The 13,330-nt window shown below is 56.7% G+C and carries 11 protein-coding genes and 1 pseudogene; 1 reads left to right on the top strand and 11 read right to left on the bottom strand.

Annotated elements, in window-relative coordinates; genetic code table 11:
• Positions 1 to 124: 124 nt before the first annotated feature.
• The 7 genes from ACSQ36_RS42735 to ACSQ36_RS42705 all read right to left on the bottom strand — a co-directional run bounded on the left by ACSQ36_RS42735 (position 125) and on the right by ACSQ36_RS42705 (position 8,828).
• A complete protein-coding gene (locus ACSQ36_RS42735; protein WP_436186919.1) occupies positions 125 to 1,285 on the bottom strand; it encodes a hypothetical protein in 1,161 nt (386 codons plus the stop codon).
• A 615-nt stretch (positions 1,286 to 1,900) separates the two neighbouring features.
• Positions 1,901 to 2,710, bottom strand: coding sequence for a hypothetical protein (locus ACSQ36_RS42730; protein ID WP_436186918.1), 810 nt, complete (start codon positions 2,708 to 2,710; stop codon positions 1,901 to 1,903).
• Between the two features lie 325 nt (positions 2,711 to 3,035).
• Positions 3,036 to 5,081, bottom strand: a complete 2,046-nt coding sequence (locus tag ACSQ36_RS42725; protein ID WP_436186917.1) for a hypothetical protein — start codon at positions 5,079 to 5,081, stop codon at positions 3,036 to 3,038.
• 694 nt (positions 5,082 to 5,775) lie between these two features.
• On the bottom strand, positions 5,776 to 6,825 hold the full coding sequence (locus ACSQ36_RS42720) for a reverse transcriptase family protein (RefSeq protein ID WP_436186916.1): 1,050 nt from the start codon (positions 6,823 to 6,825) through the stop codon (positions 5,776 to 5,778).
• Positions 6,779 to 7,108 carry a helix-turn-helix transcriptional regulator gene (locus tag ACSQ36_RS42715; RefSeq protein ID WP_436186915.1) on the bottom strand — a complete coding sequence of 110 codons (330 nt, stop codon included), beginning with the start codon at positions 7,106 to 7,108 and terminating at the stop codon, positions 6,779 to 6,781. The genes ACSQ36_RS42720 and ACSQ36_RS42715 overlap by 47 nt, the downstream gene beginning before the upstream one ends.
• Before the next feature lie 36 nt (positions 7,109 to 7,144).
• Complete coding sequence (locus tag ACSQ36_RS42710; protein ID WP_436186914.1) at positions 7,145 to 7,387, bottom strand: hypothetical protein; 243 nt, start codon at positions 7,385 to 7,387, stop codon at positions 7,145 to 7,147.
• Positions 7,388 to 7,784: 397 nt separating this feature from the next.
• Positions 7,785 to 8,828 carry a DNA-binding protein gene (locus tag ACSQ36_RS42705; protein WP_436186913.1) on the bottom strand — a complete coding sequence of 348 codons (1,044 nt, stop codon included), beginning with the start codon at positions 8,826 to 8,828 and terminating at the stop codon, positions 7,785 to 7,787.
• A 406-nt stretch (positions 8,829 to 9,234) separates the two neighbouring features.
• On the opposite strand from ACSQ36_RS42705, the gene ACSQ36_RS42700 reads away from it, so the two are divergent.
• Positions 9,235 to 10,437: a tyrosine-type recombinase/integrase gene (locus ACSQ36_RS42700; RefSeq protein ID WP_436186912.1), complete on the top strand. Its 1,203-nt coding sequence runs from the start codon at positions 9,235 to 9,237 to the stop codon at positions 10,435 to 10,437.
• Positions 10,438 to 10,871: 434 nt separating this feature from the next.
• On the opposite strand, the gene ACSQ36_RS42695 is transcribed toward ACSQ36_RS42700, so the two are convergent.
• The 4 genes and pseudogenes from ACSQ36_RS42695 to ACSQ36_RS42680 form a co-directional block, all read right to left on the bottom strand.
• Entirely contained in the window at positions 10,872 to 11,135 is a 264-nt protein-coding gene (locus ACSQ36_RS42695) for a hypothetical protein (protein ID WP_436186911.1), read from the bottom strand.
• Between the two features lie 24 nt (positions 11,136 to 11,159).
• Positions 11,160 to 12,563 carry an ISKra4 family transposase gene (locus ACSQ36_RS42690; protein WP_436186910.1) on the bottom strand — a complete coding sequence of 468 codons (1,404 nt, stop codon included), beginning with the start codon at positions 12,561 to 12,563 and terminating at the stop codon, positions 11,160 to 11,162.
• A gap of 37 nt (positions 12,564 to 12,600) precedes the next feature.
• Positions 12,601 to 12,777 (bottom strand): hypothetical protein, encoded by a 177-nt coding sequence (locus tag ACSQ36_RS42685; protein ID WP_436187009.1) that lies wholly within the window; start codon positions 12,775 to 12,777, stop codon positions 12,601 to 12,603.
• A 15-nt stretch (positions 12,778 to 12,792) separates the two neighbouring features.
• Positions 12,793 to 13,209, bottom strand: a pseudogene (locus tag ACSQ36_RS42680) (plasmid pRiA4b ORF-3 family protein); the annotation flags it as partial.
• Positions 13,210 to 13,330 lie beyond the last annotated feature (121 nt).

The raw sequence follows: 13,330 nt of genomic DNA, 5'->3' as shown, positions 1-13,330 counted from the left end.
CCTTCCCCTCTCGCTACTCGCAGACAATGATGTGTCCGTTGGCTCATCAAGGCGACAGTCTTGCAGACCGCAAGATGGGGCGTGCCAGCCCCGCCTACCTCAACGATCTGCCAGTGCCGCGATTTTATGAAAGATCTTCAAAAGTCAGATAGGGATCGTCTGAGACATCATAGTTGTCAATAGTAAACAACCTGAACTCTATCCCTACGTCGGCTAGCTCTTTCTTTGCTGCATCCAGTTGTGGCTTCAGTCCCACGCCACGCTCCATCACGGCAAGTAAGGCAACATCAGGTCGTAATCGCTTCGCCAACTCCACGAGCGTGAGGATGTCCGTCGCCCTGAGACTGTTCCACGACGATTTAACTTCGCACACTACTGCGCGTCCGTCCACGACAGCCAGCAGATCTGCCTCAGCATCGGGGCTCTGTGAATCACTGTTGAAGCCGAAATTTGTCGGGCCTACAAACATGAAAGAGCGCCGCGAGTTCCAACGCAGTGCCTCCAACACCCAGATGAGCGAGAGAACGCTGTGGTCACGCAGACTTTCAATCAGAAATTCGCTAGGACGAAAGAGCCAACCGATACTGAGCGGCGCCGGTGTGGGCAATTTGCAAACCTCGCAGGGGATATCGGATGAAAGCGCGGTCAAGCTGACCCAGTTTCTGTGATGACAGTTCGAGCATGTCCAACGATGTCCCTGAAATATCATTTGCCGACGCCGCATTTCAATAAGGCAAGTGTCAAGCGACTGCTCCTCGTGAGAATCCCAGTCGAAGTTGGAATTTGGGTCACTCGGTTGTGGATTTTCGGCCCAGTAGCGACTGCGATACTTCTTCCAGTCTGACTTCAAGCCCGCATAGCTTACGAATTCCACTGGGCTTTTGATCGCTCGGGCTGTCTTCGCAATTATCTCCGCGAGCGCATTCCGCTCTGTCTCGCTCCTCAAGTCAAAAGTGGCCTTCTGACGCGACATTTTTTGAAGTCTGTTCGCGGTCACTTGCACCTGATCCATGGGCAATCGTGGCGTACCACCAAGCTTCGAAAACTGCTCCCGCAGAAATGGATGCAGCAAAAACTGGCCCGCCCTACGAAGCCCTCCGGCCATACCAAGGACACCGGCGAGGTATCGCGCTTCATTAGACGGGTCTGTCCAAACAACTTTGTTCTTAGCTTGCACCTCACCGTGTTTGGCCGACGGGTTGCTCCACGCTCCATCTGCCGCGAGCGCGTATTGGATGGCTTCATACGGGGTGGGTACCCTGAGCTCCTCCAGAGGATGGTCCATGCACATCAGAATTGCTAGATTCCCCTCGCGGCTCCGCCGTAAAAGCGGCGGAGCCGTATGGAGAGTAGCTCCAACAACGGTTGCGTTGAACGCACCTGCAATTCGCCAGCGACGCGGGATTGCCCAAGAGTTGTTATCTGAAGACCGCGAACCTGGGCCGTCATATTGCAAACTTAGATCGGTGCACCAGTAGCCAGTAGTAAAGGCCTGTCTGACTGGCGCGTCCAATAGGTGGTCAGGGGTCGCGACCGGCGGGCGAGCTCTGGGAGGCGACCATCGAAACCGAGTCCAATCCGGTCGAGCAAATGGACCGCTGCCAAATCTGTTGCCTTCTCTTGCGTTGTCCAGCGCAGCATCCGAAGGGATGGCAGATGCTAGTCCTGAGACCGACTCGATGCGGATACCCCCCCACGGCTTGGCCGACAACACGAGTGCATGCGCTTCTGCAAGTTCTGCCGCGGTAAGTGATGCAGATCGAACGAAAACCTGAGGCTGGCCTCCAGTACCGTTATTCACATGGTTTCGCTGGTTTAGCAGGTCTCCCAGAATGGGCAGAAAGTCGGGGTCCTTGAGGTGGTCAAGGTCGACACTGAAGCAACAGATATCGTTGTCAAGTCAATCGGGAATCATGAGCCGCGCATTCCAGAACATGATTCGATCTCCAAACTCGTCGCCAACGACAAGATTGAACGATTCACTCCAATTTCCGGCCCGTATGTTGAGCTTAGATGCGAACTGGGCCGAGAGGACCGATAGGCTAGTAGCCTCCTTGTTCACAAACGCGCTAAGCACCGACATCTCGTTATCGACTGTATCGAGGTCCCGTGGGACGCCGTACCGACGGTCAGCCTTCTTCTCAGGAGAAACGACTGTAAGTAGGTTGGAAGCGGCCAGGGCATCAGCCGGGAAGGTGCTACCGCCTTGACTATGATGGTACGTTCCAAGATTGTCCGTCAAAAGCCTGGACGGAGTTTCAGTGTGCCAGCTATCGATGACCCGAACTATCCCGTACCCTCGTGAAAGACCGCCGTAGCGTGCGAGCCTGAAAATAACAGACATTGAAGCAAGCGGCGTGAACTGATATCTCGGCTTGAAGCCAAAGACATCGAGCCTCAGCTCTCCCTGCTGATTATGGAAAATATACTGAGCCGGGTACAGCCGTTCATTCAATTCAAGTATCTCAGGCCGCTCAAGATGAACATAGGAGTATATGACGTCAGGATCGAAGGCCTCAAGCCACGCCCAGTACTCGGCCATCAGCCGTTTGTTGATGCAAGGTACGATGAGACTAAAGCGGCCCCCCCAACGGCTATAGCAATCGGCGAAAATGCCGTCTAAGGTCAGCTTTGCGTGTTCACCGTCCTCGACCAAAAAAGCGACTCTCAACGGCCGCGGTCGGAGCCATCCATCAAATTCGTTTGTCATGCGGGACAAATTCCGTCTGGGATCCGAATCTTGCAGAGTTTATGATCATATCGTGATCCGAGGGGTGCATATTCGGCCATTGAGGACGTTCGAGTTGTTACAGAAACTGCCAGTATCGAATGGCAGCTTTCTAAAAGATCGAGCGGTCGGGATTGGCCCGTAGCGGACGGCCACGGCCCGGCATCACCCGTAGCAAAGAACGCGAGGCTTCGAAAGGTCGACCTGCGAGTTACTGCTGCTCGAGGACCAAGTAACCCGCATTGTTGGCTCGTAAAAGAGCATCCAGCTCATCGCGGGTCATATCCCGACGGTCTACGCGCCCCGGTCAAGTCGATGAGGCGCCAGGCGAGTTACCGGATAACAATGCGTCAGCATCAATATTTACCTCGCACTCCACCGTGATGTACTCGCCGTACCAGTCATCCTGGTTCATCGGAGGAACCAGGATGGAGCGATGCACAACCGACCTCTTGAAAATGTCCAACTGGGGTGGGGCAGAGAAGTAATCGGTGGCTTTGCTCACAGCATCCGCAAGGCTGTCATACAGAATGCGTTTTTTAACAGCGTCGATGGCGCCCGAGCTGCGTTGAACGGCGGCGTCATGCAGTTCACCACTGAAAAACACCTCAAGGATGTTCTCGTCAACGACCGGCACGCCATCCACAGGAAAACCTGCGTGCACGGCGTTATTCAGGATAATTAGCGGTAGCACCTCAAAAACCTCCGGACAGGCGCAGCCCAGCGCGGCAAGTTGCTGCCGGAACGCCGCGGGACTACGGCTTACGGCAGCCGCCTTTCTGCCAATCTGGATCGCCGCATCGCTGAGTCGCTTTCGATGCATTGCGACCTCTTTCGCTTCGGTTGGTTGTAATATGCATTTCGCTTCACCCAAGATAACCAGTTCTCCGACCACTGCAACTAGGTCGATTTCTTCGACCCGCTCATCCGGCTCATCGAAGTGCATCGCATCTGCTAGTGTCACACCCTTGGAAAGGAGAGGCGATGATGCCATCATGCTGCGCACCTGTGAACGGATGTGTGCTTCGAAAGCTGGCCCGCGTTTTTCAAGGTCGACCCCCAGCTGCCGCAGCCATATATCGCAAAGGCGGCGCAGATTGGGAGAATGTATAGCCGCAAGACACGGGGAGACGACTGCCTCGCCAACAGGCAAAAGCGGTTGGCTGTACAACTCTTGTCCCTGATCGCCTCGATACGTTAGAAACTGCACGATTTTTTGCGCATGAGCAAACGCAAAGCCAGTCGCTTCTTGAATTCCTCGGGCAATGGCGTCCACTTGAATGACTGGAACGTATTCAGCAATCCACTCGTGGGGCATGCGCTCGTCCTCGTCGTTGATCGTGAAGTCGCAGAGCTTGAGAGAAATCGAACGGACAACTGACCAGGCCGTCATAAGTTCGCGGATTGAAGCTCCGCCAAGGCAATCCTGGGCAGCGCTCAGCAACACCCCATAATACGGCTCTTGAGCGTAGGTTGACATTGCTTGCCAGCGCGCGGCTTCTTCAAAGTCTTCGACGTGGTTGCGGCTGACAAAGACCGACAGCTTGCCATTGCGTTTGCCCACGCTCTCGATTGCTTTGGGAAAGTTGGCGTAAAGGAACGATTGTGGCATCGTCAGGAGGTGCTGCATTGACAGTGCGTAGAATTGCATGATCAGGTTGTCCATGCGTCGGGTGGAAATCCGATAGCGGACTGACCATTCCTCATCGCTCGCTGCCAGCCTTACCCCGTTTTTGCCGTTCTTTACCTGAAAACCGTTCCATAGAAAGTCATCCCACAATTCCTCCATGAACACAAACTGGATTCCAGCGTTGAATTCCGTTAAAGCGCCCTCCCAGTTGACCTTTGCGAACGTAATGTTGCCAGAGAGGCTCTTTGTCTTTTCGACCTTAGTTTCTCCGGGGACTTTCTTTGCATCGCGCAGGATATTGCCGACCGACACGCTGACCGCGTTCTCTGCTGCCTCCATTAGTTCGTCGGGGCTATGGTCGCCGCCGCCTGGAGTACGCAACTTGATGTTCAACTGATTTAGCGGTGATACGGCCTCCTCTTTTGATAATGGTCTCACCATGGCGGATCTCATCCGTCTGATCGTCCTATCGACGCTGTGATTGGCCATCGCGAGCACGCTACGAACTTTCGTTGCCGCGTTGATATCGACCGCATTGGTAAGCCAAATGTTAGCCCTAAGAGTCTCCATTTTCTTATGAATCATCAAACCCGCACGATGTAGGTTCTCATCAGCGGTATCTTCTCCAAGGTTCGCATACGTCGCCGACCACTTTGCTTCCTTGAAACTTCGGCGCAACGGGCCGGGTACATCTCCATTCTGGACCGCCTTCAAAAATTTCATTCGAGACCACATAGAAAGGTTGATTTCTTGATTACCCACTTACGCGAGGGTTAAGGCTTTTACGATCCGTTGTTACCAGTTTGTCGTGACGCTGGCTACAAACCACAAGTGGCGAATCGATCCAGGCACTTTCCAACGATCGTCAGTCTGGTTACGGCGCGGCGGAGGGGCGCTCGTCCTATGAAAAGACTCCCGCGACGTACGGGACGAGCGTCTGGCTTAAGATCATCGACCACCGGTCACTACTTGCCGCCCTCAGCAACCAGCGCTCACCGATACTGGTCATCGAAGGTAAGCTGGCTGCCGAAGATCCGTTCAGATATAACGCTATCAAGACAGGATGACTTCCAAAAAGCATGGAGCGACTCAGTGTAGTGGATGACTGTCAGGCGTAGCATCGATGCTACAGCCGGACAGTGCTAACTGGACTGGGCTGACGAACATCTGGACGAGACCACGTTGACGAGCGCTACGGCTATGCGCGTCGCGCTCAAATCCTATGAAGTGCGCCACCTCATTGAAGCGGACGACATCCTGGAGAACCAGGCCGCGCTATCGGTCGCACAACGGCGTTCATTCCCGCGCCCATGGCACAGATCGACACGCCAATGCGTCCCGGGAGCCCCGCTGGTGCTGACCAGACTGGACTCACATTGCAAGAGCAGGTCCATAGGCCTTCAAATCGCTCGCGGGGTCAGCCGGACACGACCGCAGGGCTGGTCTTTTTTGCAGCGGCATTGTCAGACGCACGCTGTTGCTTGCGTCGCGTTGCTGCTGCCGCTTTTTGTGCTCGGGCGGCAACAACAGCACTCCACTCGTCACGATATTTCTGCAAGATACGCTCGCGCTGGGGGCGAAGTTGCGGGTCTATCTGTTCCGCCTCTGATAGGCGTCCAACCAAACTGGCAAGCAGCTTGGTACGGTCTTGACCCGTCGCACTTTCGAGCATTAACTGAGTTTCGCGGATTTTTCTTAATCGGGAATGTGGGAGCCGAAGCTGTCCGTTAACGATCATGATGCCGGTGACCTTGGCCGGGACGCTCTCGTACGTCTTTATTTTGTGATAGTCGTAGCCAAAGCCTTTGATCCGTAACGCGACCGCTGTAAGCAAAGCTCTCGACGCGCCAACGCCCGACATTGTCATGTCGTCTATGTAGAGCGTAAATGCCGCACCCTTCGAAGCGCACAGCGCGTGTAGAGCGTCGAACAGCCTGCAATTTACCCAATACGATAGCAACGGGCTGATACAGCTCCCCGTGGGCATATGGACGCCATGCCGATGTGTGGTCGCCGTGCAAAGCTTCGAAAGAATGGTCGCGATATCGACCGAACACATCATCACTTCGCGAAAAAACGAGAAGACGAAGTTATACCGAATCGACGGGTAAAACTTGCGGATATCGATCTTTAGGACGGCGCCAGATCGATGCTCCTCGGCGTTCGTTTTATAGGATCGTTTTTTTACCGCCGAGTGTAGGTAGGCCGGGGGAGCTATTCTGGTTAGAAGCGTCAAAAGACGCTCGTGTACCACCGCCAAATCTCCTACCGGTTGAGTAATTAACCGGCCGCTTTCTTTGTCAGGCCAAACTTTGTATTGACCTGCCAGTCCCGATTTTTCAACGGAATGCAGCTTGCTAGGGTCTACTCTTAGAAGCTCCGCAAGTTTTCGTCGGTTCTCCAAACCAAACAGCGGAGACTCATCTAGCCGGTATCGCTTTGCGCTCGGTGGCTGGTTTTTCTTCATCTTGGTCCCCAATCCACTCCAGAATTTTCAACATCTTCTTGGAAAGAAACGCGTGCAGCTTACTTTTGCTGTGCACTCCATCCAACGACTCAGAAAACACAACCAGCGACGACAGTGGCACATTGAAGACAGCCGAGTACCGCTTCAATAGTTCCAGGGTAGGCTCTTTCTTCCCCGCCTCAAGTTCTGACAGATAGGAGGTGGAGATATCCAGCTTTGCAGCAAGCTGGGTTTGGTTGAGATTGTGATACTGACGAACAACCTTTAGCGCGTTACTAATCATGACTTTCTCCAGTTCAAAAATGGAAGGGCGTGCAGGTCAACGTAAGACGCGAATGAACTCCAAGAAATCGCGAGTCTTCATTTCCGCTTGCTCCACAAATGCCGGGAAATGCACAAGGCACCAGTGGAAGGTTGCAGGATGCAGAAGCCACTTCTGAAGCACTTTACGCACAAGACAAAGCAGCTTCATCTTGTCCGCTTTCGGCACTGAACGAGGCTTGTCAGCTACGCCCAGCTTCCGTTTAATGCACTTCGGTTGTTGTGTGGTCTGTGTTTTCATACGGACAGTTCCCAAGAAAGACACCGATCGATGACCGATGTGAGCGCCGAAAGACACCGATCGATGACCGATGTAAAACCAACGGCTCTCCCCTCACACTTTCTTGAGCAGAGACAACAAACCGAAAACCCTTCATCCACTCTTGACTGATCGCATCCCTCTGCGATCAGGTACGCACCGTGTCGTCGTGAAAATCAGAACGGGGCATAGGTTTGGAACACACATACGACATGTATCCCGCGAGCCGAAGCTCAAACTTGCTTGAGGTTTCTCTGTTTACCAAACCACGGACTTAGATTAGCAAGGTCTTAACCAAGAAGCAACAAATATTCGCTGACAGCGAATATTTTTCGCAAATATGCTCTACTCAGCTCTCGGACACGGGGGTGCGAGACACTCAAGATTCTCGCGTGCGCGGCGATTTGCGCACTGGTGCACTGCTTGTGCGCACGCCGGCGGTCTGCTTTGTCTTTGGTACCTTCTTTACGGTGGCATGCGTCAGTGACAACGCCAGTTGGTCCCTCTGCTCACGCGCCTGCGCCGCTTCATCGGCATAACGCGCGTTCGCGGTGCGCAGCGCATCCAGATTACCCTCCAGCACACCGACTTGCTGACGCAGATTACCGACTTGAGCCTGCAATTTCTGCACGTCGTCGCGATACCGGACACTGCCCTGCTCCGCTTTCCGGTTGGCCGCGTCCAGCTCCTTCCGCAAGCGGGCGGCTGCTTGCCGCTCGCGATCGATTTCCAGTAGCGCCCGGGTTTCGGCGGCTTTGAGCCGCTCCTGCGCCAGCGTGCCGTCGGCACGCAGCTTGTCCAGTTCGGAAGCGAAGTCATGTCGAGCGGTTTCGAGCGCTCGCTGCAACTGCTGCTCGCCCTGTTGCGTCAGTCGTACCTGCTCCTGCAGCGTCGACGCCGCGGCGACGGAGATGGCCAGCGCCTGGTCCAGTTCGGCGATGCGAGTCTGCGCGGCGTCCAGCGCGGCCGCACTGCCCGTCAGTTCCTGACGCACCTGGTCGCGTTCGGCCTCGGCCTGAGCCTGCTGGGTCCGCGCGTCCGCGACCGAGCGTTGCGCCTCGAACTGCGCGGCAGCCAGTTGTTCTTGCGCCATATCGACCGCCCGCGTCCAGAGCGCGGCCGCCAGCTCGCCGGTCGCGGACTGCAGTTCCGCCGGCAGGTCGGGATGCTCGATGCGCACCCGGCTCTTTTCACGGAGGGTCGCCCAGAAGCGCGTGAGCGCCTCGGCCGGCGCGTTCATGCTGCCCTTCTTCACCAGTTGATAGAGCCGGTTGGCGGTCGGCGTGATCCCGTGCCGGAAAAACAGCAGCACGCAGACCTCGCGATACAGCTCCTGCGTGCGCGGAAACTGCGCGCGCAGCTGCTCGATTTCCTGCGCGATGTCCGCGTGTAGCTGCGCCTCCAGGGCGGGCGAAGCATCCATGGCGAGCAGTTCCAAAGGATTGTGTGTTGATAATATAACGTATAACGTCAATTTCGCTGAATACGAAAGAACAATTTAGACATTATGACGATAATGTCGAGTAAAATGACGCATTGCGTGAATTGACTACGTCCACCGTTGGTTAAAGCGAATTTGTGTCCATTCTTAAACTCATTTTGTTCTCAGCCCCCTGGGTTGAAATCTTCGTGCCGATGCACCCGGCGGCCGGTGTTGGGCTCAACCGTCGATCAGCCCGGCAATCATACAAAATTGCTTAAAGTGTCAGCCGAAGGAACAATTTTGGTTAAAACTTTTTAAAGCAATTTTGTTCCCAATGATCGACGTTGCCGCCAACTTGCCATTGCTTGATGGGAACAAAATTACTTAAACCGACGTCTCACCCAACATGCCGCTTCCCGAGCCCCTCCGCCTGTCCGACGGCGCCCTCCTGTCTCCAAAGCAGCTCGAACAGCTGTCTCTGCCGTCCGAGCTGGACGGTGGCCATGGCTCGAACCGCGCACTCGGTACGCGCCCTCAAATCGCCGCGCAAAACGACGTCGACGCGATCCGGGCGTGGCTCGCGCGCTTCGTCGACACGAAGGCGACCTTCGACACCTACCGAAAGGAGTCCGAACGCCTGCTGCTGTGGTCGACCACCGAACTGAGGAAACCCCTCTCCTCGCTCACGCACGAAGACTTGCTCCTCTATCGGCGCTTTCTGGCCGACCCGCAACCCGCACAGCGCTGGGTCATGACCGGCCGCAAAGTGGCCCGCGCGGACCCGTCGTGGCGGCCGTTCGCGGGACCGCTCTCCCCCGCGAGCGAACGGCAGGCCTTTGTGATTCTGAATACGCTCTTCGCGTGGCTGGTCAGCGCGGGCTACCTTGCCGGCAATCCGCTGTCCCTATCGCGTCAGCGGTCGCGCAAGGCCAAGCCACGGGTGACGAGATTCCTCGAGGACGATCTCTGGCAGGCCGTCAAAACATCGATTGACGCGATGCCCCGTGGCACCGCACGTGAGCAGGAGCACTACGCGCGGGTACGCTGGCTGATCTCGCTCTTGTATCTGATGGGTCTGCGCATCTCGGAAGTCGTGAGTAGTCCGATGGGCGGGTTTTTTAGACGGCGCGATCGCGACGGTCAGGACCGCTGGTGGCTCGCGATCACCGGCAAGGGCGACAAGGAGCGCTTGCTGCCAGCGACGACGGAACTGATGGCGGAACTGACCCGCTATCGGCGACACTACGGTCTCGCGGCCCTGCCCTATGGCGGTGAAACGACGCCGTTGCTCTTGCCGATCGGTGGCACGCCCCGGACGCTGACCCGTGGCGCCGTGCACCTGATCATCAAGCAGGTGTTCGACAACGCGATCGACCATCTGCAATCAGCAGGCGAAGCGCGCGAGCGCGCAACCGAACGGTTGCGCCAGGCGTCTGCCCATTGGCTGCGGCACACAACGGGTTCGCGCATGATGGATGGTCAAGTTGATCTCAGATACGTGCGGGACAACCTGGGCCATGAATCGATCTCGACCACGAGCCAATACCTGCATGCGGACGACGACGATCGGCATCGTGCAACAGAGGCCGGGCTGAGACTCAACTGGTAGCAAGATGACTGTCGATTTGATATCTGCATAAGCAGAACTGCGACTTTGCCGTTCAGCGTGCGAGCTCTTTGAACGGCGATAGGCATGAGCGCCACGACTATCAATCGCGCTGCAAAGCTTGGGCTTTGCCGGTGCAGGCAGCATCGGCTTTACCGCTCACGGCGCACGCGGCACCGCGTCCACATATCTACACGAGCGGGATTTCCCCCTCAGGATGTCGAGCGGCGACTAGCGCACGTACACCGCAACAAGGTCGCGGGCACCTACAACAAGGCGTTGTATCTCACGCATCGCCGGAAAATGGTGCAGCACTATGCTGACTATCTTGATTCTCTGCGAGGCTGCGCTGGGTGATCGAACATCGGCTCGGACAGTACAGACGGAACCCTCGAAAGACGGGCACCGGTAGACTATCTATCGTGCTAGAACTTTCTCTACGATGCCCACAATTTGCTCGCGGGCATCCAATAGGTGGCGCTCAAGAAATTTGGCGCGCGCCTTGGCTTCTCGTTGGCGACACAAATCAACAAGAGCCGAATGTTCTTCGTGGGTAGCGTCAACTTCGATGACCGCCCGTGGGGCAGCTTCGAGATGTCGCGCTCGATATCGGCGTCGAGCAGTTTTCCAAGGGTGTGAATCCGGTTCCGGGCGCCGCTGAACGAAATGCCCTTGTTTAGCGGCAGAACTTCCTTGAGCATGGAGACCGCGCCAAAGCAGGGGCTCTATGCCGCAATATGGTGAGCCTGATTGCTGGCCGCGAGTGCCGGATACCATTGCTCGAAGCGTGATCGCAGCTGCTCATTCAGAACGGCGGTCCTCACCTGCAGAAGGTCATGCGCATGAGCCGGTCGCCACGCCATTTGCTGCCGCTTCACAAAGCGCTTGCTGACCACCTGGTTGACCGCCGACTCGACGAAGCTCGACGTGATCGGCTCGCCATGACGGTAGCGGTCCCCGTAGTTCACGATAAAGCGCTGGTTGTTCTCGATGTAGCCGATGAACTCCTCCAGTCTGGCCAGCAGCTTGGCCTCCTCGAGGCTGCAATCCGCATCGAGCTCCCAGCTCAGGCCTTCGAGCCGCCGCAGTGCGGGGTAGGGGCAGCCGTACCAGAGGTGCCATTTGGCCCTGCGCAGCACATCGATCAGCACGTCGACACTTGGCCGTTCGTCGCGATCCGGCAGCCCCTTGATCATCTGTTCGAGATTTTGTACCCGCATGGCGACGTGAAACCAGTCGAGTACACAATCGCCACAATCGCCAAAGTCGAGCTGCGCGCGACGCACGGTGTCACCGCCATCGGACAGGAAAGTCACCGGCTGATCCGCCGCGACGCTTTCCTGCGCGAGAAACGCCAGCATACGATCGACGGGCGCGTGCTCGAGTGTATGAACGTACGCGAAGCTGTGTCCGCTACCGTCGTCGCGCAATGATTTTCCGACGATGACTTCGAACCAGCCGTCCTGTCGACTACTGTGCCCGGCGAGGCGGATATAGCCGCCGTCAATGCCGACGGCGCGCACTATACTGTGCTGAGGAATGTTGCATCGGCCAGCAGGCAGATCTGTGCATCGCCGTTGCTCGACGGCGACCGCTGCCCTCGAGCTCTCAAGGCGACGGCCCAGTGTGGCGACGCGTCTCCGGATCGTGGTGGCCGCCAGCACATGCTCAAGCGGTAACACCTCCCCCAGTACCCGGACGGTCAGCCCGTAGGACATCAACGCGGCAAATTTGGCTTGCAAATACTGCAGCTCCGGACTCGTCCGCTCACGCAGGCAACTGGCCAGTGGACTGACGGACCGTCGCCCGCTTCCGGAACAACGGCACTGGTACAACCGCGGGCTGTCGATCGATAGCCGACCAAAGACGGAGCGGTAGACCAGACGATGGTGGCCTTTGACGGTCAGACGGGAGCCGCACTGCGGACACACGCTCACTCGAGCAATTGCCTCAGCGGCCTGGGCATCGATCATCGAACGCTGCAGCCGGCCCAGCAGCGCCTTTGCCTCATCAAGATGCAAGCCGAGAGAGCCGGCATCGAAGCCTTCCCGTTCCAAGTGGGCAATCTCCGTGACGCTTGCCTGCTCGTCGACTTCCGTCCGAACCACAATCTGCACGCTGATCTGCATCGCAGCCTCCCGCTCAACCGTCGCCTGGGTAATCAGCTTACCGCGCAAGCGTCTGCAGCCGCTCATTCGCCGCACACCGGTCGAAACACCGATCCAGCCAGATCAGCCATTCATCGACCTCAACGCGTAGATCGTTCACCTCGATCTGGCTTTCGCGTAAAGTCTCGATCCACTCGAGAAACTCGTGCTCACTATGAACTTCCAGAGCGTTCATATATCTCTCGGGACCTCCGGCGTCTTCTGGCGGGCAACGCCCGGCGCCCGCGACACAGCGTGGTAGTGGCGTTGACCAGTGGTTGCACGTTCGCCGCTCGACGCGCACGTCATGTAACCACCACGAGGTGAAGTCGTACAGATAGGTGAAGCGCTCGTGTTCGTGCAGGCCAAACGCAGCCAAGGACAGGGTCTCTGGGCCGTCGAAGAACTGCAACGCACCGTCGCGATGTCCACCGTAATGCCATCCGCGGATGACGAAGCGGTGCAGGTGTTCGTCGTGCCAGCCCATGGCGAGCTGTATCACATGATGCAGCTGCGCAATCGTGATCTGCTCGGGAAGTAGGAGTCGCCGCCAGACCGGCGGGCTAACGCCTCGCAGACTGATTCGCAACTGGAGAACGGAAGTGGCTTCGGAGGAGTCGGAGTCCATCGACCCACTATAAACACCTCCTTCGGTTATTTTTCCGGGGCCGATTCAAGCCCCTGCTTTGGCGCGGTCTCCGTTATTGGCTCATGAGGGCCGCTCGAATACGGTGAGTGTGCAGGAACTA

Origin of the sequence: Caballeronia sp. LjRoot34 (assembly GCF_964253815.1) — a bacterium.
Lineage (GTDB): Bacteria > Pseudomonadota > Gammaproteobacteria > Burkholderiales > Burkholderiaceae > Caballeronia.
The sequence above is the reverse complement of the archived record's forward strand: the minus strand, read 5'-3'. Positions and strand labels throughout refer to the sequence as shown.